The sequence below is a fragment of the Novosphingobium malaysiense genome, from assembly GCF_000802225.1.
GTDB classification, from domain to species: domain Bacteria; phylum Pseudomonadota; class Alphaproteobacteria; order Sphingomonadales; family Sphingomonadaceae; genus Novosphingobium; species Novosphingobium malaysiense.
The window spans coordinates 84697-104063 of record NZ_JTDI01000007.1 but is presented as its reverse complement, the minus strand read 5'-3'; the positions used below and the strand labels follow the sequence as shown (position 1 = coordinate 104063).

Below are 19367 nucleotides of genomic sequence, written 5' to 3'. Positions count from 1 at the left end.
CCTCAAGCGTCGAGGCGCCGCCCCAGTTTCACGAAGAACCAGATGAACGGCGGCACCATGATCGTGGAAAGCAGCAGTTTCGAGATGATCTGCCCTTCCATGATGGAAATCAGAGGCAGATCCTGCCCTGCAAACGAGATGGAGATGAACAGCACCGTATCGATCGTCTGCGACAGCATGCTCGCGATCCAGGCGCGCATCAGCAGCATGCCACTGCGCTCGTGCCCGAGGTTCTCGCCCGCGAGCCTGGAGAACAGATAGACGTTGAGCGTCTGCGACACGCCGTAGGAGACCAGCCCGGCAAACTGCATGCGCGCACCCTGGCCCAGAAGCCGGGCGAAGGCTTCCTGGTCGTCCCAGAACGGCGCCGGCGGCACCACATGGATGACGAAAGTCAGCAACAGCATCGAGACGATCAGCGGGATGAAGCCGTAGCGTACGAGCCGGTTCGCGGCGTCCTTGCCGTGCAGTTCGGCGACGGCGCTCGACAGCACGACCAGCAGCAGGAAGGCGAAGATTCCCGATTCGACCGCGAGATCACCCAGCACCGGCCAGTGTCCCAGCGAGGCGAGCTTTGTGCCCAGCACGCCCGCCAGCACGACGAGCCCCCCGTAAAGGAGGGAATAGACGAAAAGAGAGCGGGAGGTTGCAGGGGCGGGCGCAGGTGCGGCAGCGACAGGTTGGTCCATGACCATCCTCTAACGGGGTGGAGACAATTGGACTAGCCGTGTCGGGTCCGGGCCGATAGGTTCTCCCAATTCCTCCTCCCATTTCACGAAAGATTTCCGCCTCGATGCATGTCGTCTACAGCCTGCTGGGCATCGTTCTCATCATGACGGCAGCATTTCTGCTCTCTGCGGACCGCAAGGCGATCCGGCTGCGCGTGGTCGGCGCGGCATTCGCGCTGCAGGCGGGTTTCGCCGCACTCGTGCTCTATGTTCCTTTCGGCAACCGGGTATTGCGCGGCGCGGCCGCGGGCGTCGAGAGCCTGCTCGGCTATGCCCATGCCGGTGTCGATTTCCTGTTCGGCCCCCTCGCATCGCCCGAGATCGGCGGCACCAGCTTCGCGATCGCGGCGCTGCCGGTGATCATCTTCTTCGCATCGCTGATCTCGATCCTCTATTACCTGCGCATCATGCCGCTGGTGATCCACTGGATCGGCGGGGCGCTGGAGAAGGTGACCGGGATCAGCAAGGTGGAAAGCCTGTGCGCGGCCTCGAACATCTTCGTCGGCCAGAGCGAAAGCCCGCTGGTGATCCGGCCCTATCTCGCCAGCCTCAATCCCTCACAGCTGTTCTGCGTGATGACCGTCGGCCTGGCCGGCGTGGCGGGCACGATCCTGGCAGCCTATGCCTCGATGGGCATCCGCATCGACTATCTCGTGGCCGCCGCCTTCATGTCGGCGCCGGGCGGCATCTTCATGGCGAAGATGATCATGCCCGATCCGCGCGGGCCGCACCCCGACGAAAGCAACGTGCACGAAGGCTATGTGCCGCCGGCCGGCATGGCCGCCGCTGCGCTCAACCGCGACGACGTGACGCACCAGCCGGGAGTCCACGTGGACGAGGTCGAGCCGGTTGAGCACGAGGACGAAGAACCCGCGAACATAATCATGGCGGCATCGCAAGGCGCGCAGACGGGCGTGAAGCTGGCTGTCGCCGTCGGCGCAATGGTGCTGGCCTTCGTCGCCCTGATCGCGCTCGCCAACGGCCTCGTCGGCTGGGCGGCGGGCCTGTTCGGGTTCCAGGGCGTCACTTTCCAGTCGCTGCTCGGCTATGTCTTTGCGCCCGTGTTCTTCCTGCTCGGCGCGCCGGACTGGAACGAGGCGATGCATGCCGGCGGCCTGTTCGGCACCAAGATCGTTCTCAACGAATTCGTTTCGTTCATCGAACTGGGGCAGGACAGCACCCTGTCCGCGCGCACCGTCGCGATCGTCACCTTCGCGCTGTGCGGGTTCGCCAACTTCTCGTCAATCGCGATCCAGATGGCGGTTACGGGCGGCCTCGCGCCGAATCAGCGTCCGGTGATTGCCAGACTGGGCATTCGGGCGCTGGCGGCGGGCAGCCTTTCCAACCTGATGAGCGCGGCGCTTGCGGGACTGTTCCTGAGCCTGGTCTGAGGCTTTCCGCTAGAGCCCGATCCGCGCCTTCACGTCTGCGCCGCCCCACGCGGCGAAACGCGCGGCGTCCGGGTCTTCGAGCATCGCGTCCTCCAGAGCATAGCTGCGGATCTGCTGGCCCTCCGGCGTGAAGGACGGCCAGTCTTCCCCGGGCGTGCCGTGGTGGGCGAAATGAGCCCAGTGACGGCGCATGCGCACGCCCAGCGCCTTTCGCCGCCCGCGGTTGAGCCCGCCCCTGACGATGAACGCGCGCAGGCCCTGCATCGGCCAGAACACCCCGAGATCCATGGCATGGGCGGCGCCGAAGAACGGATTGGCGTAGTCGAAGCGATAGAACCATGTCGGCTGGTGCGCGGCGTGGCGGGTGGCGAAGTTGCGGGTGGGCATCAGGAACGTGAGGTCGGTGCCGAGCGCGATCTCGCCCCGCTTGTTGCGCGGATACTGCGCCAGGATCCGTTCGGCGTGGACCTGATCCAGCTGGTTGCGGACAAGGTGTTCCAGGTCCTCGCGCTTCGTCGGCAGGATGTTTCCGGGCAGGATGCGGAACAGGCGTATCTCCTCGCGCGTGGCACCCGCGATCAACGGAACCGGGGCCATCTCCCGCTTGTGGGCGTCTGCCAGCGAGGCGGGCAGGACATCGTCGTCGTACCATGGAGCTGCCGGGATGCCGGGCTCGACCATCGCGCCGACCCGGGCCTGGGCCTGGAGCAGCTCCATTGCAGAGAGCGACTGGAGCTTGGCGAAGCCAGACTGGTCGAGGTCGAGCACCTCGGCATAGCGGCGCGCATCGTTGATCGAGCGGTCGCGGTCGTGAATCAGGCTGACGGCGCCCGACTGCATGATCGCGCCGTGGAAAAGGCCCTGCGCCAGGGGTGAAAGCATCAGCAGCGAAACCGACATGGAGCCCGCGGATTCGCCGAAGATCGTCACCTTGTCGGGGTCGCCGCCAAAAGCCGCGATGTTGTCCCGCACCCATGCGAGCGCCGCGATCTGGTCGCGCAGGCCAAGGTTGGAGGGGATCGCCGGCAAGCCCAGGCCTTCGCCGAAGTTGACGAACCCGAACACGCCCAGCCGGTAGTTGATCGTGACCACCACGACATCGCCCTCGGTGGAGAGTTGCCAACCGTCGTAGCTATCCGCTCCGCCCGCGACGAAAGCACCGCCGTGGATCCAGACCATCACTGGCTTGGGCGCGGTGGTGCCGCCGTCGGGCGACCACACGTTGAGATAGAGGCAGTCCTCGCCGAAGCCCTCGCTCTGTGCATAGGCCGCCCGAACCTTGCGGCCGAACTGCTGGGCACATTGCTTGCCGAATGCGGTGGCAGCGTGTTCGCCGGCCCAGGGCGCTGCGGGTTCTGGCGCCGCGAAACGCCGGGCCTGCGCATAGGGGATGCCCAGCCAGCGCCGGAACCCGTCATGTTGCGTCCCCGCGATCTTGCCTGCGCGCGTCTGGACAATCGGCTGCGTCATCGTTTTCTCTCCCCTGACAAGCGACAATGCTAGCCGGAGGGCGCCATGAAGCCAGAGGAATTCCGCGAGACCTACGGACCCATCGCCCTGGTGACGGGCGCCTCGTCCGGCATCGGCCTCGCCTTTGCCGAGGAACTCGCCGCGCGTGGGTTCGATCTGGTGCTCACGGCGCGGCGCACCGATCGGCTCGAGGCCCTGGCGCAGCGCCTGCTCAGTTCATGCGGCGTACGCACGCGGGTGATCGGCGCCGACCTGTCCGATCCCGAAGCGCCCGCAAGGCTGCTGGCGGAGACGGAAGGCAGCGACATCGGCCTCGTCGTCAGCAATGCCGGCTTCAACCTCAAGGGTGCCTTCGAGACCAAGGACGCTTCGGCGATGGCCAAGATGCTCGCGGTCAATTGCCAGGCACCGATGCAACTGGCGCATGGCTTCATCTCCCGTCTGAAAGCGCGCGGGCGCGGAGGGATCGTTTTCACCGCCTCGGTCGAGGGACTGATCGGCTGCCCATACTCGACGGCCTATTCGGCATCGAAGGCGCTGGTCGTGTCTCTGGGCGAGGGCCTGTGGGGCGAGTTGCAGGGCACCGGCGTGGACGTGCTGACGCTGTGCCCCGGTGCAACCGAATCCGAAGCTACGGCCGGCATGCCCGGCCTCGCCAACCTGCAGGCTGCCGCCGAGGTGGCCCGGCTCACACTGGACAACCTGCGCGAAGGGCCCACTTTCGTTCCCAATGCCCATTACCGCGAGATGTTCTCCCAATTGCGCGCCATGCCGCGCCGCGAAGCGCTGACGGCGATGGCGCAGAGCATGAAAGACCTCGCCTGACGCACCGGCAGAGGGCGGTTGCACCCGAAGCGCAAAGAAGGCACCATCCCCGCGGTGCGCATTCTGGCGACAGGGAGGCAAGCCATGGACGATCTCGACCGCAAGCCCTCGAACCCGGCTTCGGGTTTCGAATTCAACAACCCGACGATCATCAGCCTGCTCTACCTCGCATCCTTCGTGGTCGGGGTCACGGGGATCATCGGCGTCGTTCTGGCCTTTGTCTGGCGCAACGAACCCAAGGCGGATTGGGAAGTTTCGCACTACCAGTATCTGATCAATACGTTCTGGATCGCGCTTGTGGGGTCGATCGCCGGCTTTCTGCTGATGATCGTGCTGATCGGCTTTCTGGTGCTTCTTGCGACGGCGATCCTCGTGATCGTGCGCAGCGTCCTGTGCCTGATCAACGCGCAAAAACACGCCCCGATGCCGAATCCCGGCTCCTGGACCATCTGATTGAACGCCCGTCCGGGCGTTGACCGGAAATTTCGCACACGCGAACGCCTTCCTGGCGACTGCCGCTTATTGAGCCTGTTACTGGTCAGGTGAAGGGTGGGCTGCAATTGCAGCATGTAGTTAACCCTACTAACGGGGTTGCTTTTTTCATTTGAATTGAGTTCTCGGTCTGATTTTAAAGGTTTTGCCTTACCGATATTTAATCCTATCGGCAGGTGTTAGGGTTCATTTCGGTGGCAATCCAGCTTGCCTTGCTGTGGCAGTGAGGTAATTTGAATGAATACTGAGATCTTTAATATACTTGGGCGATTTTTCGGCCGGTAGTCATCGCGGCCGTTGTCTCCTGCCCTTGCAATACGCCCGTCCACGGTGCGGCCCCGAGCTGTGCCGGCCGCCGTCCCTTAGCCCCCCCCGGGGACGGCGGTTCGGCGGGCAAGCGATTCGGCATGCGATCAGGGGCACGCCATGATCGGGCCGTCGCGGCTTCTCTACATTCCGGGTGCAGGTCCGCTTTGCGCAGTGTCGGACAGTGAACGTACGTTCATGCGGCAACGCGGCGAGATCATGGTATGGAGCAACCCTGAAGACGGGAGGACGGCTATGTCTTCTGAATCGAGCGTGCGACCCTTCGAGTTTCAAATCGCGCCCGAAAGACTGGGGCAGACGGCCGATCTCCGGACCTTGAACTTGGGCACCGGCCAGCCCGGCCTGGTCAACGACAAGATCGGACGCACCCGTCATGCCGAGTTCGAACGTGCAGTGCTCGATGATGTCGGTATCTGCGGGCGACAAAACCGGCATCTCGCCGGAGAGCGCGAAGTGCACATCCGAACGCTTACGAGCGGGGAGATCGGCGCATGAGCGGGCTGGACTGGCTACTGTTCATGCTGATGTTGCTTGTCGTGTTCGCGCTGGGCTGGATGGCCGGGCGTGGCACGGCGCGCAGACGCGGTGCATCGGCCCCGCTCCCGCCTGCTTATTTCGACCTCGGCCCGGCGCTGCGCGCGGAAATCGAAACGGCGGTGGCAGAGGGCCACAAGATCGATGCGATCAAGCTTTTGCGCGAAGCGACCGGAATGGGCCTCAAGGAATCGAAGGACGCCGTCGAGGCAATGGAGCGTGACAGGCTCTAGAGCGCGGCGACGATCGCGCTGCCGACGTTGATCCACAGCGCCAGCATGAACAGCGTGCCGAGACTGAAGGCGATACCGCGCGGCCCCGGATTGTTGGACGTCATGTGCACGGCACTCTGCGCCAGGCGTGAAATCGCATAGCCCCAGGCGAAGACCAGGGTCCATGTGCCCACGGCGCCGAGCACGAACGCGGTGAGGCAGCCGGCGTAGAACAACGTCGGCAGTTCGAACAGATTGTCCCAGTGCCGTGCCGCCGCCGTCGCAGGTTCAGGCTCCGGCGAACCGAGATGAGCGCGATAGAAGTTCGGATCCTGCCCGGCCTTCACTGCCGCCCCGCGGGCTACAGCCATCCTTACGAAGGCAATGAACGTCAGTGCGACGACCACGAGCATCGGCACCAGGACAAGCGTCTGGTTGATAGTGGGCATGGTTATGGTTCTCCCCCTTGCGATTTTGCCGCAAGCATGCCCAAGCCCGGCCGGTACCGCAAGCGACAGCGCACCGCATTCCATTGCGGCGCGCTGCGAAGCTCATGAAATCGCGGGGTCGCTGCCTACTGCGATGTCGGCAAGTCTACAGGGACCTTCGGACCGGAGGGTTCCTCCACCCATTGGCTCGAATCCTCGGTCGCCTGCGCAGTGACGGCCACATCGTTGCTGTCACCCGATGGCGAGAACAGCCAGACCACAAGGACCACGAGCAAAAGCAGGATCACGATGATCCAGAACCACTTGGCGCGTCCTGTGGGTGTCGAATCAGCCATGGGGCACTCTCCTTTGCAAGCCGCTGTGAAACTGTGCATTTGTGCAACGGGGAGCATAGCCAAGGGTTCCCGAAGCACACATTCGTAACATCCGCAGCCGAGGCCAGCGGACGCGAAATCGTCCATGGCACAAGCAATCGCCCTTTTGCCGGCGCGCTACTCCTCTCGTTCGAGAACCGACTTGGGCAGGCGGCTGGCAAAATGGTCGGCGGCATCCTTGCGATATGCGTACAACTGCGTGATCGGCACCTTGTAGTCCGCGGTGCCATCCGTGATCACGATGGTGTTGCCGGCCACTTTCTTGACAGTGCCGATCTGCGCCCCGCTGTCATCCACGATGGGCAGCCCCGGCGTGAGTTCGACACGCGTGATATTGCGGACAGTCACCACGTCGGGGGGCGCCATGGCGGGACTGGTCGCCGGACCGGCAGAGGCGCGGGCCGCGACGTCCTGTGCCGGTGCCGGCGCGGCCAGGCCCAGAGCCGCCCCGAAAAGGACAGGTATGATCTTTCCGGTCATCTGCATTCTCCCGAAAGCAACTTCGGTTACGTGAGGAAAACGCTTCCGGCTCTTGGCGGTTGCCGATTGTCGCCTTTCCGAGTGCGGAAGGCGACGAAACGTCCCGTGCCAGACGCCTGTCGCGGCCCGCGTGCGAGGTCTTGGGCTTGGCCGTTTCCCCCGCTACGGTCTGGCGATGATCGAAACCCTTCCCCTTTTCCATCGTATTTCCGGCCAGCCGGTCGTCGTGCTCGGTGCAGGGGAAGCGGCCGAAGCCAAGCGGCGGCTGGTGCAGCGCGCCGGAGGCCTCGTCATCGACGACCTGCAGGAGGGGATCGACAAGGGAGCCCGGTTGGCTTTCATTGCCCATGACAGCGACAGTGCAGCCGAGGCGGACGCGATCCGGGCACGATGTGCAGGACTGCTCGTCAATGCCACCGACAGGCCGGCCCTGTGCGACTTCACGGTGCCGTCCATCCTCGACCGTTCACCGGTGCTTGTAGCCATCGGCACCGGCGGGGCATCGGCGGGCCTGGCCAAGCAGTTGCGACTGCGGCTTGAGCAACTCCTGCCGCAATCGCTCGGGCCGCTGGCTACGGCGCTCGGGAAAGCGCGGGCAGCCTTGCGGACGCGCTTTCCCGACGCGGGCGCGCGCCGCCGGGCGCTCGATGCCGCGCTCGGCGCCGGAGGCGCGCTCGACGTGTTGACGGAGGTCGCTCCGGGACGTGTCGAGCATTGGCTCGGGGAGAAGGCGGATCCGGACCCGACGGGCGCTGTCGAGATCGTTCTGCGCAGCGATGACCCCGAAGACCTGACGCTGCGGGAGGCGCGGTTGATGGGATCGGCAGACATCGTCGCCTTCGAGCCCGGCGTGCCGAGGAAGGTTCTCGAACGGGCGCGGGCCGACGCCAGCCGGGTGGCAGTGGCGCCGGGGCAGATTCCGGCGGGCGAGGGGCTCGTGGTGCTCCTGCGCGGCCCGGAAAGGCGCGGGTGAACGACGCCCCGTTCCACCGTTGCAAACTTTTAATTGAGAGCTTTCCGCGCGTTGCGGCATTTTCACGTTGGACAAATACCACCAAAAACAGGGGGCGGGACACCAAATGTCCGGACGCGACGAGACGACGCTTCCGCGGATCGATCACGCGGCATTGCCCGATCTGGACGTGCTGACCGGCATCTTCGGCAGCCTTGCCGACGAGTCGCGGATCGATGCCGAGGACGACAACCATGCGGAATTGATGCCCTACCTCATGCCGTTCGCCCTGACCGAATGACGCGATTCCCATGTCGGTGAACGAGGCCCTGGCCGCGCTGCGCCAGGAAGAAGAGACTGTGGAGATTGCCCAGGCAGCCCTTGCCGACAGGGTTGCTGAATGGCGCGCGGACCCGTGCGTCGCGTCGGTATTCGAAGCCATGGATCGCTTCGGCAAGGGCGCTGCGCTCGATCTGTGTCCTGCCCTGGCCGATCTTTTCGCTGCAGAGACGCCTCAGGCCAGGCGGTTTGCCGAGGTTTTCGTTTCGGCAGGGCTTGATGGGCTGCGCGCGCATCCTCTCGGTCAGATGCCGCTCTCGCATGGTCGTCGCAATGCCGTGCCGGTGCTCGTGCTGGCGTCCTCGGGACGGGCCAGTCTGGCTCTTGCGGCTTACGAAGGTGCCGCGCTCGCGGCGCTGCCGGCGCCGAGGACGGCGCGCTTCAGCCCGCAGGAGACGTGGATACACGTCCTTTCCGGCACGGGGACGGCCGATCTGATCCTGCGCCGGGATGGCCCGGACGACCGCGAGGTGCTGCAATCGGGTGCGGTCGAACTGCGGCCCGGGACGGCCTTCTACCGCTATGGTCCCCGCCAGGCCTTGCAGGTGCGCAGCGTGCAGGGAAGCCTGGTGCTCTTGCGTTTGCAGCGCGCCTTTGCCGATACCGAGCCGGCACGCGAATTCAGCCTGCCTGATGGAACGCTGGTACACCAGGCAGCTGCGCAGCCTCATGATACCCGTCTCGAACTCGCCGTTTCCGTGCTTGCGCGCATGGGGCGCAAGGATGCAGTCGGGGCAATGGCTGCGATAGCATCGGGAGACACGTTCAAGGACGCCTCGCAAAGCCTGCGCTGGCAAGCGCTGCGCGAGGTGCTGGCGCTCGACACCGCCGCCGGGTTGGACTTGCTCGCCCGCCTGTCCGCCGATCCCGAAGACCCCTTGTCGCATCCTGTCGCGTCACTGCATGCCTCGTTGCTCGATACGTGGCCGGATCTGGAGAGAACGTCGCCATGGTCAGAGTGATCCCGGCAAGGGACCCGACCCCGGCGACGCTCGGCGAATGCGTGGAGGCGCTCGCGACGTGGGGATTCGATCCGCGTGAAGAGGAAAGCCTGTCGCATTCGGCCAACTGGCTGCGGCGTCTTGGCAACGATCCGCATTTTCTCGGCGATGCGCTTGTCGATTTGCTTGCCGGGCGCGAGCGGCCGGCGGCCGGCGCGCCGGCATTCCGCGGTTGGGGGCCGAACAGTCTTCTGCTTGCCGGGCCCGATCGCGGCAATTTCGCCATCGGCGCGGAAATCCTGCCGTCCCCGGCCGAGCACGCCTTGCGTGCCAGTGGCGCCAGGGCTCTCGGCTACGGCGTGGTCCACAACCACAACTTCGATTTTCTGACGCTGGGCTATTTCGGCCCCGGCTGCCGCATCGACGACTACGAATTCGACGTGGAGAATTCCGCCAGCCATTCCGGCGCTGCAGTGATGCTGCGTCCGGTCGGTCGCTCGCAGCACATGCCGGGCCGGCTCGTCCACTACCGCGCGAGGTGCGATGTCCATTGCCAGCATCCGCCCGAGGCGCTGTCGGTCAGCCTGACCTTGTGTCATGTCCACGGCGCCCAGGGTTGGACGGACCACCACACCTTCGAACCGATCGACGGCAGCGTCGGCGGCTTTCGCATCGCCAGCGTGCTGGGCCACGGACCCAGCGAAACTTTCCTGCGCCTTGCCGTGGCGCTGGGCAGCGAGGAGGCCGGCGAACTTGCGCGGCATTTTGGAAAGCACCACCCCAGCGATCGCATGCGGCTCGTCGCCTGGCGCGCTCTGGCAGGCGCGGCATCGGATAGCGGAGCGCGCGATGCAGTCTGGCGCGAGGCGGAAGCGGCCGGCAGCCGCAGGGTCGCGAAAGCGGCGAAGCGCCGAAGGTAGGTGTGGCGGCAGCTTGTCCGGTCAGCCCGAAGGGGTAATTGTCATCCGGGGTTGGACGCGTGTAGAGTTTTTCCCGTAAGCTAACGGGGATAGCCCATGGATGAAAACTCCGGTGTACTGGTCGGCTGGACGTCGCAAGACCTCGGCAGCCGGCTGGCGCTGAAGCTCGAGACGGTACGCAAGACCCCCCCATACGATCCTGAAGATCTTCACACGCAGTTCGTGTTCATGGACAAGAACCAGGCCGTTCAATTGGGGAATTATCTGTTCCAGGTGACGGGCCAGACATCACCGCCCACACGCATCAAGAGCTTCTTCGCGCGCATTTTCAGCTGACCGGCGGGCAAGGCCCGATGTGGCTGTTGGAGGACCGCCAGGCGATTGCAGCCTCTAAAACAAACCGCCGGCCAGAGCGTCTATCGCACCTTGCAGGATCACGGCGGCGGCGGCCGAATCGATACGGTTGGCGCGTTTGGCGCGGCTCATGTCCTGCTCGATGAGACCGCGTTCGGCGCCGGTGGTGGACCAGCGTTCGTCCCACAAGAGGATCGGCAGACCCAGAACCGAGAGGTTGCGGGCATAGGCGCGGCTCGATTGCGCCCGGGGACCTTCGGACCCGTCCATGTTGAGCGGCAGGCCTATCACGATGCCCTTGGCCGAGCGTTCGCGGATCAGGGCTTCCAGCGCGGCCTTGTCGGCGCCGAACTTGCCCCGCTTCATCGTCTTGCCGGGCGAGGCGAAGCGCCAGCCGGCATCGCAGAAGGCCGTCCCGATGGTCTGCGTGCCCAGGTCGAGCCCGAGCAGGGGCCCGGCGTCGGGAAGCGCGTCGCGGAAGTCGAGCGCGCTGGTGGTGATCAGTGCGCTTTCAGCCATGTCGCAGTGCGCCTTTCGTAGTCGGCCCTGAGGTTGGCCCAGAACAGGGTGATGTCATAGACGTGGTAGTTGTTGCCCGGCAGCACGAAGGCGTCGAGATCGAGCTTGGGCGGCGGGCCGATGTGAAGGAAGTGGTCGGCACCGCAGGCTGCGGGCACCTCCTGCGGCACGAGTTCTCCGGTGCTGTGCTTGAAGTCGGGGACCAGCGTGCCCTTGTTGGCAGTGGCGTCGGCGGCGCCGCCCAGGGTTCCGGTGAGCGGATTGAAGCACAGGAACGGGCTTCCGCCTTCGTTCTGTCCGTCGAGCCCCTTGCGGCGGGCATAGGCCTGCATCAGCATCGAGGTGTCCGCGGGATCGGCAACGCTCAGCCAACTCGCCACGCAGCCGGACTGACGTGGCTGCATGCAGGCCGGCAGGCCCATGTGCGGCAGGTCGTGTTCGATCGAAACAGGCCATCCCACGACGTAGGCCGCGGCGATCCGACCGGCCAGCGGCGTTCCGGCCACCCGGTCGCGCAGCAGACGGCGCAGCAGGAAGGCGCCCTGGCTGTGGCCGGCAAGGACAATCGGCCGGTCTTCGGGAATGTTGGAAAGGAATGCATCGAAGGCATCGCGAATATCGCGATAGGCAAGATCGATGGCCTTTTCCGCCTGGGGCTTGTCGGTCAGGAAGGCTCCGACCGCCGCCTGACGATACCGCGGCGCCCAGATTGCGCCCGTGCCGTTGAACGGGCTTGCCATGGCCTGCACGAAAAGGTCGGCCCGCTGCTTCGACTTGGCATGGTCGAGATCGGCGTTCCAGTCTCCCTTTTCGATGTAACTGGTCGGATGAACGAAGAAGACCGCAACGGTGGGCGCCTTGTCGGGAGCGTCGACACCGGGCGGCAGCCACTGCGCCGCATTGTCTTTCGTTTCCAGGTCGGGCCGGGCGATCCACATCCTGGGATCGTCATAGGCGTTGTCGGCAAGGGCGGGGCGCGCATGGAACGGACCATCGGGGACGAACGCCATTTCCGTCAGGTCTTCGGCGTAGAAAGTCAGGACCAGCCTGACGAGAATGTAGAGCACCACCAGGACGGCGATGACGTAGAGGAACTTGCGAGCCATGGGCGGTGCGTGTTGCCCGGGCAGCCGTCGGGGTCAAGCACCTGCCTCGCAGCGCTCGGGTTGCGGAGCTATCTTGCGGCTGCCGCCAGCTTCTCTTCGTAGGCCTTGGCGACGGCCGGGTCGATCCGGGGTCGCAGGCTCTTGAAGGCGCGGCCTTCGCGCAGTGCGCTCCACCAGGTCAGCGGATTCCAGGTCTGGGTTCCGTCGAGCGAGAAGGTGATGAATTCGGCACGCCCGCCGATGTCGGAAAGCGGCACGGGGCCGCCGAGGCCGCCGCCGGGGTTGCCCATGAAATCCGTGTCGAACGGCGCGCGGCTGTCGGCGGAGCGGTCACGGTCGTCGCCCATCAGGAAAACGTGATCCTTGGGCACGACTGTCTCGGGATAGTTGTCGAGCGGCTGGTCGAGATAATCGATGACCGGGTAGGTTGCCCCGTTGGGCAATGTTTCGCGATACGTCGGCAGGTCGTAGACCTCTCGCCCGCTCGGCAGGCGCGTGCGGAACATGCCGAAGCCGTCGTAGCAATGCCCCGGAGCCTGGCCATCGCATTGCAGCGAATCGTCCGCGGCGATCTCGACCGGCGGCTCGACCTCGCGCTTGATGAACTTGCCGTTGAGGCGAATGCGTCCGTCGATCACGGCAATGCGGTCCCCCGGAAGCGCCACGACGCGTTTGATCAGATCTTCCTTGCGGTTTCGCGGGACGACGATGACGATGTCCCCGTATCGCGGGGTGCGTCCCAGGATGCGCCAGGTGCTGCGCGGGAGCAGGTGGAAGCTCAGCGAGGACCAGTTCCAGCCATAGGGATACTTGGATACCACCAGCCGGTCACCCACCAGCAGGTTCGGCATCATCGATATCGAGGGGATGTAGAACGGCTTGGCGAGAAACGAGTGAAACGCCAGCACCCCCAGCAGCATCAGCGCCAGTCCGCGGAATTCGTGCCACCAGTTGATCGTCTCCCGCCGGGAGCCTTCCCGGTCCTTGTCCTTCGGTTGGGAAACGGAAGGGGCGGTTTCGGACATGGCGGGGGGCAACTCGGATCCTATTCGGCAGTGAGCGGACGAGCTTCGATGACGACGAAGGCCTGCGCCCATGGATGATCGTCTGTGAGCGTAAGGTGAACCACGGCCTCATGACCCTCCGGAGTCATCGAATCAAGCCGTAACCTCGCTCCACCGGTCAGCGCCAGCGTTGGCGCGCCGGACTTGGCGTTGACCACCCCGATGTCCTTCATGAAGACGCCGGCCTTGAAGCCGGTGCCCACGGCCTTGGAAAAGGCCTCCTTGGCGGCAAAGCGCTTGGCCAGCGTGCCGGCCTTGGTGAACGGACGCCGGTCGCCCTTGGCGCGCTCGATCTCGGTGAAGACGCGATTCTCGAAGCGCTGGCCGAAGCGGTCGAGCGAATTCTGGATACGCTCGATGTTGCACAGGTCAGAGCCCATTCCGATGATCAAGCCTTGCTCCTCCGGTCCTCGCCCCAGCGAAGGCTGGGGCCGCTATGCACCAGGTGCCGCGTTTCCGGCACGCGATCCCGGCCTTCGCCGGGATGACGGTTGGTTCCAAATCTCACCGCACTTCGTCCATCAGTGCGCGCATCTTCTTCACGCTGGCTTCGAGCCCGCAGAAGATCGCCTCGCCGATGAGATAGTGACCGATGTTGAGTTCGGCCAGTTGGGGGATCGCGGCAACCGGCTGCACGTTTTCGTAAGTGAGGCCGTGGCCGGCATGCGGCTCGATGCCGTTCTTCGCGGCAAGCGCGGCCATGTCGGTGATCCGCTTCAATTCCACTGCAACCTGGCCGCCGGTGGCATGGGCGTATTCACCGGTGTGAAACTCGACCACCGGCACCCCCAGTTTCATCGCCGCTTCGATCTGGCGGGGTTCGGGGGCGATGAACAGGCTGACACGTACGCCTGCGTCGGACAGGCGCGAGACGATCGGTGCGAGCTGGTTGTGCAGTCCGGCCGCGTCGAGACCTCCCTCGGTCGTGCGCTCCTCTCGCTTTTCCGGCACGATGCAGGCCGCATGCGGTTTGTGGCGCAGGGCGATTTCCAGCATCTCGTCGGTTGCGGCCATTTCGAGATTGAGCGGCAGCCCGGTGGCCGACTGGACGCGCTGCAGGTCGTCGTCGCGGATATGGCGGCGGTCTTCGCGCAAGTGCACGGTAATGCCGTCGCCGCCCGCCTGCGCGACGATTTGCGCCGCACGCGCCGGGTCGGGGTGCTCGCCGCCGCGCGCGTTGCGGATCGTCGCCACGTGATCGATGTTGACGCCGAGGCGCAGGCGGGTCGGGTTGAGGACGTTCATCCGTTCATCCTGAGCTAGTCGAAGGGCCGGTCTGGTCGAAGGGTCAGGTCGCGACCCGGCTCCCGGGCTTGATCGCCGGCGTTGCCGCCAGTTCGGGGGGCAGTTCGTCGGGGGCATAAGTGGGGAAATTGATCGCCACCAGCGGGAAATAGGGCACACCGAGATCGACCGTGCCTGCCGAGCGATCGACGAGCGAAGCGGCTGCGATCACCTTTCCGCCGGCCTCCTCGATCGCCGTGATCGCCTCGCGCGAGGACTTGCCGGTGGTAATCACGTCTTCCACCAGCAGCACCCTGTCGCCGGGATCGAGTTCAAAGCCGCGGCGCAGCTCGAAAGTGCCGGTCGGACGTTCGACGAACATCGCGTCGACCTGCAGTGCGCGGCCCATCTCCTGGCCGATGATCACGCCGCCCATGGCCGGCGAGACGACCTTGTCGATCTGCTTGCGGACGTCGTGCGGCAGCGTTGCGGCGAGCGCCACGGCGAGCCGCCCGGCACGCTCCGGGTTCATCAGAACGCGGGCGCATTGCAGGTAGTGCGCGCTGTGCCGGCCGGAGGAAAGCAGGAAGTGTCCCTCAAGCAAGGCCTTGCTGGCACGGAATTCGGCGAGGACCTCTTGTTCGGTCATTTCGGACGTTACCCCTGACGTAATTTACATTGATCTGGCGCACCTTTGTTGCGCCTTCGGTCAAAAATTCCCCTAGAGGCGCTTGAGACACGCGGCAAGCGCGCGTATAGGCCCCGCGAAGGGGGGCTTTGCCTCCGCATTAGGGGTGCGCGCAAGCGGGGCGACTCGAAGGCGCGTGATAAGGAAAACGGAAGCGCAAAGACGATGAAATCCGGCACAAACGCCAGCGCCGTTAGCCAGTCCGTGAAGGCTCTCGGTATTTCTCTCGCCAGTGTTCTTGCCGTCGCGGCAACGCCGGCTTTCGCACAGGATGCCGCTTCTGCGCCTGCAGCCGCTGCGACCGAAGCCGTCGCCGGCAGCTACACGCCGATGAAGCCGACGCCAGGAGTTGGCATGCCGGTTCCCGAAGGCATCGGCCTGCAGGACCAGTATTCTAAACTCGGCGAATACGGGGCCTGGATCCACAACGGCGTGCTGCTGCCGATCATCACCGTGATCTGCCTGCTCGTGCTGGCCCTGCTGATCATCGTGGTGCTGCGCTACAACCGCCGCGCCAATCCGGTCGCTTCGAAAACCAGCCACAATACCCTGATCGAAGTGATCTGGACGCTGGTTCCCGTGCTGATCCTGATCGGTATCGCGGTTCCCTCGATCGATCTCATCGCCAAGCAGTACAAGCCGGCTCCCAAGGGCGCGTTGACTATCAAGGTTACCGGCAACCAGTGGTTCTGGACTTACGGCTACCCCGACAACGGCGATTTTGAAGTCGTTTCCAACATGCTGAACCCGGTGACCGGCCCCACCATCAACAACGGTATCCGCAAGGTCGGTTCCGAGCCGTGGGACGGTCCGTCCCACCTCGAGGTCGACAACCGCATGGTCGTTCCCGCCGGCGAGCCGATCCGCCTGCAGATCACGGCATCCGACGTCATCCACTCGTTCGCTGTGCCCTCGCTCTGGTTCAAGCTCGACGCCGTTCCGGGCCGAATCAACGAGAAGGTGCTGATGATCGACAAGCCGGGCGTTTACTACGGCCAGTGCTCGGAGCTGTGCGGTGCCAAGCATGGCTACATGCCCATCGCGGTAGAGGCGCTCCCGCGCGACAAGTACAACGCCTGGGTCATGACGCATCCCGGCGCCAAGGTCGACAATCCCAATGCCCCCGCAGGCAGCGAAACCGACTACCTGCCGGGTGAAGAGCCCGCCGGTGCGGCTCCCGCCGCCGACGCATCCGCAGCACCTGCTGCCGTCGAAGCTGAATAAGCGCGTATTCAAGGACAGGGTCACCAGAAAATGGCAACCACCGCTGAACACTTCCAGGGCCACGCGGAAGACCACGGGCACGATCACGATCACAAGCCGGCGTTCTTCGCGCGCTGGTTCATGTCCACCAACCACAAGGACATCGGCACGATGTACCTGATCTTCGCGATTTTCGCGGGGGTCATCGGTGGCGCCGTTTCGGGCATCATGCGTCTCGAGCTGGCTGAACCGGGCATCCAGTACCTCGGCTTCTTCTCCCAGCTCGTGGGCGACGATCCGTCGAATTTCAACGCCACGCTGCACATGTGGAACGTGCTGATCACCGCGCATGGCCTGATCATGGTGTTCTTCATGGTCATGCCGGCGATCATCGGCGGTTTCGGCAACTGGTTCGTGCCGCTCATGATCGGCGCGCCGGACATGGCGTTCCCGCGCATGAACAACGTCTCGTTCTGGCTGACCGTTGCCGGTTTCTGCTCGCTGATGTTCTCTGCCTTCGTGCCGGGCGGCACCGGCATGGGCGCCGGCACCGGCTGGACCGTCTATGCGCCGCTTTCGACCAGCGGTTCGCCCGGCCCCGCCGTCGACTTCGGCATTTTCGCGCTGCACCTTGCCGGTGCCGGCTCGATCATGGGCGCGATCAACTTCATCACCACCATCTTCAACATGCGTGCCCCCGGCATGACCATGCACAAGATGCCGCTGTTCGTGTGGTCGGTCCTGGTTACTGCCTTCCTGCTGCTGCTCTCGCTGCCGGTTCTCGCCGCGGCCATCACCATGCTGCTGACCGACCGCAACTTCGGCACGACCTTCTTCGACGCCTCGGGCGGCGGTGATCCGGTCCTGTACCAGCACCTGTTCTGGTTCTTCGGCCACCCCGAAGTCTACATCATGATCCTGCCGGGCTTCGGCATCATCTCGCAGATCATCTCGACCTTCTCGAAGAAGCCGGTCTTCGGTTACCTCGGCATGGCTTACGCCATGGTCGCCATCGGCGTCGTCGGCTTCATCGTGTGGGCGCACCACATGTATGCGACGGGCCTGTCGGTGAACACTAAGATGTACTTCACTGCGGCCACCATGGTCATCGCGGTGCCCACCGGCATCAAGATATTCTCGTGGATCGCGACGATGTGGGGCGGCTCGATCGAGTTCAAGTCGCCGATGGTCTGGGCGATCGGCTTCATCTTCCTGTTCACCGTGGGCGGCGTGACCGGCGTCGTGCTGGCGAACGGCGGTGTCGACGACGTGCTGCATGACACCTACTACGTCGTGGCGCACTTCCACTACGTGCTGTCGCTGGGTGCCGTGACCGCCCTCTTCGCGGGCTTCTACTACTGGTTCCCGAAGATGAGCGGCAAGATGCACTCCGAGCTGCTGGCACATCTGCACTTCTGGGTGTTCTTCGTCGGCGTGAACATGATCTTCTTCCCGATGCACTTCCTCGGGCTGCAGGGCATGCCGCGCCGTTACCCGGACTATGCGGAAGCCTTCGCCTACTGGAACCACTTCGCGACCGTCGGCTACATGATCATGGCCGCGAGCATGGGCATCTGGTTCGTGAACATCATCTATGCCTTCGCCGCTGGCCGCAAGGCGGAGGACAACTACTGGGGCGAAGGCGCGACCACGCTCGAGTGGACCCTCTCCAGCCCGCCGCCGTACCACCAGTTCGAGACGCTTCCCGTGATCGAGGAAACGGCTCACCACTGATCCGGACGCTCGTCGTGGCGAGCCGAAAGAAGCAATCCAGGGCCTCAAAGCGCGCTGGATTGCTTCTCCGTATCGGGCACCTCGCCATGACACGCCCTTCCGGTGTATGATCCAGACGCCATGACACCTACGATTCCCGCCTCCGCTTCGACGTCGCTGCCGGCCGACTGGCGCGACCTGTTCGCGCTCACCAAGCCGCGCGTGATGAGCCTGGTGATCTTCACCGGTCTGTGCGGCCTGATCGCCGCGCCGGAGCGCATCCACCCGGTTCTCGCCTTTACCGCGGTCCTGTGCATTGCCATGGGCGCGGGCGGTGCCGCCGCGCTCAACCAGTGGTGGGAGGCAGATCTCGACGCGGGCATGAAGCGCACGTCCAAGCGGCCACTGCCGCAAGGCCGCCTCGACCGCACGACCGCGCGCGATTTCGCCGGCGTGCTTTGCGCCGCCTCGGTGTTCCTGATGGGTTTCGCGGTCGGCTGGCTGGCTGCGGCGATCCTGGCGATTTCGATCATCTACTACGCCGTCGTCTACACGATCTGGCTCAAGCCGCGCACGCCGCAGAACATCGTCATCGGCGGCGGTGCCGGTGCGTTTCCGCCGCTGATCGGCTGGGTCGCGGCGACCGGCCACATCTCGCTGATGCCGGTCGTGCTATTCGCCATCATCTTCTTCTGGACCCCGCCGCACTTCTGGGCGCTCGCGCTCTTCGTGAAGAGCGACTACGCCAAGGTCGGCATACCGATGATGCCGGTCGTTGCCGGTGAGAGGTCTACGCGCCGCCAGATCCTGATCTATACCGTGCTGCTGCTGCCGCTCAGTGTGCTGCCGTGGTGGATCGGTGGGACCGGCGCCGTCTACGGCCTGTCGGCCCTCGTGCTCTCGGGGCTGTTCCTGGCCCTGTCGCTGCGCGTCGCCTTCCGTGAACGCAGTGGACCCGAAGATACGATGAAGCCCGAAAAGCAGCTTTTCGCCTATTCGGTGATCTATCTCTTCGCGTTGTTCGCGGCGCTGGTGGTGGACCGCTTCGTGGTCCTGTAAGGC

General features: G+C 64.7%; 24 protein-coding genes. 13 read left to right on the top strand and 11 right to left on the bottom strand.

Annotation, left to right across the window (positions count from 1 at the left end):
• Positions 1-2: 2 nt before the first annotated feature.
• Positions 3-689: a queuosine precursor transporter gene (locus tag LK12_RS19915; protein ID WP_039289542.1), complete on the bottom strand. Its 687-nt coding sequence runs from the start codon at positions 687-689 to the stop codon at positions 3-5.
• Positions 690-793: 104 nt separating this feature from the next.
• Between LK12_RS19915 and LK12_RS19910 the strand changes: the two genes are divergently transcribed.
• Positions 794-2119 carry a NupC/NupG family nucleoside CNT transporter gene (locus LK12_RS19910; protein ID WP_039288187.1) on the top strand — a complete coding sequence of 442 codons (1326 nt, stop codon included), beginning with the start codon at positions 794-796 and terminating at the stop codon, positions 2117-2119.
• A gap of 9 nt (positions 2120-2128) precedes the next feature.
• On the opposite strand, the gene LK12_RS19905 is transcribed toward LK12_RS19910, so the two are convergent.
• A complete protein-coding gene (locus LK12_RS19905) occupies positions 2129-3589 on the bottom strand; it encodes a carboxylesterase/lipase family protein (protein ID WP_039288185.1) in 1461 nt (486 codons plus the stop codon).
• A 45-nt stretch (positions 3590-3634) separates the two neighbouring features.
• On the opposite strand from LK12_RS19905, the gene LK12_RS19900 reads away from it, so the two are divergent.
• The 4 genes from LK12_RS19900 to LK12_RS19885 all read left to right on the top strand — a co-directional run bounded on the left by LK12_RS19900 (position 3635) and on the right by LK12_RS19885 (position 6000).
• A complete protein-coding gene (locus LK12_RS19900) occupies positions 3635-4414 on the top strand; it encodes an SDR family NAD(P)-dependent oxidoreductase (protein ID WP_039288183.1) in 780 nt (259 codons plus the stop codon).
• A gap of 84 nt (positions 4415-4498) precedes the next feature.
• Positions 4499-4867, top strand: a complete 369-nt coding sequence (locus LK12_RS19895; RefSeq protein ID WP_039288182.1) for a DUF4870 family protein — start codon at positions 4499-4501, stop codon at positions 4865-4867.
• Between the two features lie 465 nt (positions 4868-5332).
• Positions 5333-5728 carry a hypothetical protein gene (locus LK12_RS23995; protein ID WP_052223632.1) on the top strand — a complete coding sequence of 132 codons (396 nt, stop codon included), beginning with the start codon at positions 5333-5335 and terminating at the stop codon, positions 5726-5728.
• Positions 5725-6000: a ribosomal protein L7/L12 gene (locus tag LK12_RS19885; RefSeq protein ID WP_039288180.1), complete on the top strand. Its 276-nt coding sequence runs from the start codon at positions 5725-5727 to the stop codon at positions 5998-6000. The genes LK12_RS23995 and LK12_RS19885 overlap by 4 nt, the downstream gene beginning before the upstream one ends.
• Here LK12_RS19885 and LK12_RS19880 read toward each other — a convergent pair.
• From LK12_RS19880 to LK12_RS19870, 3 genes are all read right to left on the bottom strand, one after another.
• The gene (locus LK12_RS19880) at positions 5997-6428 is read right to left on the bottom strand and encodes an MAPEG family protein (protein WP_039288179.1); all 432 of its coding nucleotides are present in this window, start codon (positions 6426-6428) and stop codon (positions 5997-5999) included. The genes LK12_RS19885 and LK12_RS19880 overlap by 4 nt on opposite strands.
• Positions 6429-6553: 125 nt before the next feature.
• Positions 6554-6763, bottom strand: coding sequence for a hypothetical protein (locus LK12_RS19875; protein ID WP_039288177.1), 210 nt, complete (start codon positions 6761-6763; stop codon positions 6554-6556).
• Between the two features lie 156 nt (positions 6764-6919).
• Positions 6920-7282 (bottom strand): hypothetical protein, encoded by a 363-nt coding sequence (locus LK12_RS19870; protein ID WP_039288175.1) that lies wholly within the window; start codon positions 7280-7282, stop codon positions 6920-6922.
• A gap of 175 nt (positions 7283-7457) precedes the next feature.
• Here LK12_RS19870 and LK12_RS19865 point away from each other — a divergent pair, with 175 nt between their 5' ends.
• The 5 genes from LK12_RS19865 to LK12_RS19850 all read left to right on the top strand — a co-directional run bounded on the left by LK12_RS19865 (position 7458) and on the right by LK12_RS19850 (position 10770).
• Positions 7458-8255, top strand: coding sequence for a precorrin-2 dehydrogenase/sirohydrochlorin ferrochelatase family protein (locus tag LK12_RS19865; RefSeq protein WP_039288174.1), 798 nt, complete (start codon positions 7458-7460; stop codon positions 8253-8255).
• Between the two features lie 106 nt (positions 8256-8361).
• The gene (locus LK12_RS24750; protein WP_156135572.1) at positions 8362-8535 is read left to right on the top strand and encodes a hypothetical protein; all 174 of its coding nucleotides are present in this window, start codon (positions 8362-8364) and stop codon (positions 8533-8535) included.
• Between the two features lie 10 nt (positions 8536-8545).
• Positions 8546-9535 carry a hypothetical protein gene (locus LK12_RS19860; RefSeq protein ID WP_039288172.1) on the top strand — a complete coding sequence of 330 codons (990 nt, stop codon included), beginning with the start codon at positions 8546-8548 and terminating at the stop codon, positions 9533-9535.
• Complete coding sequence (locus tag LK12_RS19855; RefSeq protein WP_039288169.1) at positions 9523-10434, top strand: hypothetical protein; 912 nt, start codon at positions 9523-9525, stop codon at positions 10432-10434. The genes LK12_RS19860 and LK12_RS19855 overlap by 13 nt, the downstream gene beginning before the upstream one ends.
• Before the next feature lie 96 nt (positions 10435-10530).
• Positions 10531-10770, top strand: a complete 240-nt coding sequence (locus LK12_RS19850) for a hypothetical protein (protein WP_039288166.1) — start codon at positions 10531-10533, stop codon at positions 10768-10770.
• Positions 10771-10824: 54 nt separating this feature from the next.
• Here the strand turns inward: LK12_RS19850 and ruvX are convergent, their stop codons facing one another.
• From ruvX to pyrE, 6 genes are all read right to left on the bottom strand, one after another.
• Positions 10825-11307, bottom strand: coding sequence for a Holliday junction resolvase RuvX (gene ruvX / locus LK12_RS19845; RefSeq protein ID WP_039289536.1), 483 nt, complete (start codon positions 11305-11307; stop codon positions 10825-10827).
• Complete coding sequence (locus LK12_RS19840; RefSeq protein WP_039288163.1) at positions 11289-12413, bottom strand: DUF3089 domain-containing protein; 1125 nt, start codon at positions 12411-12413, stop codon at positions 11289-11291. The genes ruvX and LK12_RS19840 overlap by 19 nt, the downstream gene beginning before the upstream one ends.
• A gap of 68 nt (positions 12414-12481) precedes the next feature.
• Positions 12482-13438, bottom strand: a complete 957-nt coding sequence (gene lepB / locus LK12_RS19835; RefSeq protein ID WP_039288160.1) for a signal peptidase I — start codon at positions 13436-13438, stop codon at positions 12482-12484.
• A gap of 20 nt (positions 13439-13458) precedes the next feature.
• Positions 13459-13869 carry a holo-ACP synthase gene (gene acpS, locus LK12_RS19830; protein ID WP_039288157.1) on the bottom strand — a complete coding sequence of 137 codons (411 nt, stop codon included), beginning with the start codon at positions 13867-13869 and terminating at the stop codon, positions 13459-13461.
• A 112-nt stretch (positions 13870-13981) separates the two neighbouring features.
• Complete coding sequence (locus tag LK12_RS19825) at positions 13982-14722, bottom strand: pyridoxine 5'-phosphate synthase (protein WP_039288154.1); 741 nt, start codon at positions 14720-14722, stop codon at positions 13982-13984.
• A 43-nt stretch (positions 14723-14765) separates the two neighbouring features.
• Positions 14766-15350, bottom strand: a complete 585-nt coding sequence (gene pyrE, locus LK12_RS19820; RefSeq protein ID WP_039288151.1) for an orotate phosphoribosyltransferase — start codon at positions 15348-15350, stop codon at positions 14766-14768.
• 204 nt (positions 15351-15554) lie between these two features.
• Between pyrE and coxB the strand changes: the two genes are divergently transcribed.
• The 3 genes from coxB to LK12_RS19805 all read left to right on the top strand — a co-directional run bounded on the left by coxB (position 15555) and on the right by LK12_RS19805 (position 19364).
• Positions 15555-16613, top strand: a complete 1059-nt coding sequence (gene coxB / locus LK12_RS19815) for a cytochrome c oxidase subunit II (protein WP_039288148.1) — start codon at positions 15555-15557, stop codon at positions 16611-16613.
• A 30-nt stretch (positions 16614-16643) separates the two neighbouring features.
• Positions 16644-18326, top strand: coding sequence for a cytochrome c oxidase subunit I (gene ctaD / locus LK12_RS19810; RefSeq protein ID WP_039288146.1), 1683 nt, complete (start codon positions 16644-16646; stop codon positions 18324-18326).
• 120 nt (positions 18327-18446) lie between these two features.
• Positions 18447-19364, top strand: a complete 918-nt coding sequence (locus LK12_RS19805; protein ID WP_039288144.1) for a heme o synthase — start codon at positions 18447-18449, stop codon at positions 19362-19364.
• Positions 19365-19367 lie beyond the last annotated feature (3 nt).

Excerpts from the sequence above, each read along its gene's own strand:
- LK12_RS19915 (WP_039289542.1), bottom strand. The coding sequence starts at position 689 with ATGGACCAACCTGTCGCTGCCGCACCTGCGCCCGCCCCTGCAACCTCC.
- LK12_RS19910 (WP_039288187.1), top strand. The coding sequence starts at position 794 with ATGCATGTCGTCTACAGCCTGCTGGGCATCGTTCTCATCATGACGGCA.
- LK12_RS19905 (WP_039288185.1), bottom strand. The coding sequence starts at position 3,589 with ATGACGCAGCCGATTGTCCAGACGCGCGCAGGCAAGATCGCGGGGACG.
- LK12_RS19900 (WP_039288183.1), top strand. The coding sequence starts at position 3,635 with ATGAAGCCAGAGGAATTCCGCGAGACCTACGGACCCATCGCCCTGGTG.
- LK12_RS19895 (WP_039288182.1), top strand. The coding sequence starts at position 4,499 with ATGGACGATCTCGACCGCAAGCCCTCGAACCCGGCTTCGGGTTTCGAA.
- LK12_RS23995 (WP_052223632.1), top strand. The coding sequence starts at position 5,333 with ATGATCGGGCCGTCGCGGCTTCTCTACATTCCGGGTGCAGGTCCGCTT.
- LK12_RS19885 (WP_039288180.1), top strand. The coding sequence starts at position 5,725 with ATGAGCGGGCTGGACTGGCTACTGTTCATGCTGATGTTGCTTGTCGTG.
- LK12_RS19880 (WP_039288179.1), bottom strand. The coding sequence starts at position 6,428 with ATGCCCACTATCAACCAGACGCTTGTCCTGGTGCCGATGCTCGTGGTC.
- LK12_RS19875 (WP_039288177.1), bottom strand. The coding sequence starts at position 6,763 with ATGGCTGATTCGACACCCACAGGACGCGCCAAGTGGTTCTGGATCATC.
- LK12_RS19870 (WP_039288175.1), bottom strand. The coding sequence starts at position 7,282 with ATGACCGGAAAGATCATACCTGTCCTTTTCGGGGCGGCTCTGGGCCTG.
- LK12_RS19865 (WP_039288174.1), top strand. The coding sequence starts at position 7,458 with ATGATCGAAACCCTTCCCCTTTTCCATCGTATTTCCGGCCAGCCGGTC.
- LK12_RS24750 (WP_156135572.1), top strand. The coding sequence starts at position 8,362 with ATGTCCGGACGCGACGAGACGACGCTTCCGCGGATCGATCACGCGGCA.
- LK12_RS19860 (WP_039288172.1), top strand. The coding sequence starts at position 8,546 with ATGTCGGTGAACGAGGCCCTGGCCGCGCTGCGCCAGGAAGAAGAGACT.
- LK12_RS19855 (WP_039288169.1), top strand. The coding sequence starts at position 9,523 with ATGGTCAGAGTGATCCCGGCAAGGGACCCGACCCCGGCGACGCTCGGC.
- LK12_RS19850 (WP_039288166.1), top strand. The coding sequence starts at position 10,531 with ATGGATGAAAACTCCGGTGTACTGGTCGGCTGGACGTCGCAAGACCTC.
- ruvX (WP_039289536.1), bottom strand. The coding sequence starts at position 11,307 with ATGGCTGAAAGCGCACTGATCACCACCAGCGCGCTCGACTTCCGCGAC.
- LK12_RS19840 (WP_039288163.1), bottom strand. The coding sequence starts at position 12,413 with ATGGCTCGCAAGTTCCTCTACGTCATCGCCGTCCTGGTGGTGCTCTAC.
- lepB (WP_039288160.1), bottom strand. The coding sequence starts at position 13,438 with ATGTCCGAAACCGCCCCTTCCGTTTCCCAACCGAAGGACAAGGACCGG.
- LK12_RS19825 (WP_039288154.1), bottom strand. The coding sequence starts at position 14,722 with ATGAACGTCCTCAACCCGACCCGCCTGCGCCTCGGCGTCAACATCGAT.
- pyrE (WP_039288151.1), bottom strand. The coding sequence starts at position 15,350 with ATGACCGAACAAGAGGTCCTCGCCGAATTCCGTGCCAGCAAGGCCTTG.
- coxB (WP_039288148.1), top strand. The coding sequence starts at position 15,555 with ATGAAATCCGGCACAAACGCCAGCGCCGTTAGCCAGTCCGTGAAGGCT.
- ctaD (WP_039288146.1), top strand. The coding sequence starts at position 16,644 with ATGGCAACCACCGCTGAACACTTCCAGGGCCACGCGGAAGACCACGGG.
- LK12_RS19805 (WP_039288144.1), top strand. The coding sequence starts at position 18,447 with ATGACACCTACGATTCCCGCCTCCGCTTCGACGTCGCTGCCGGCCGAC.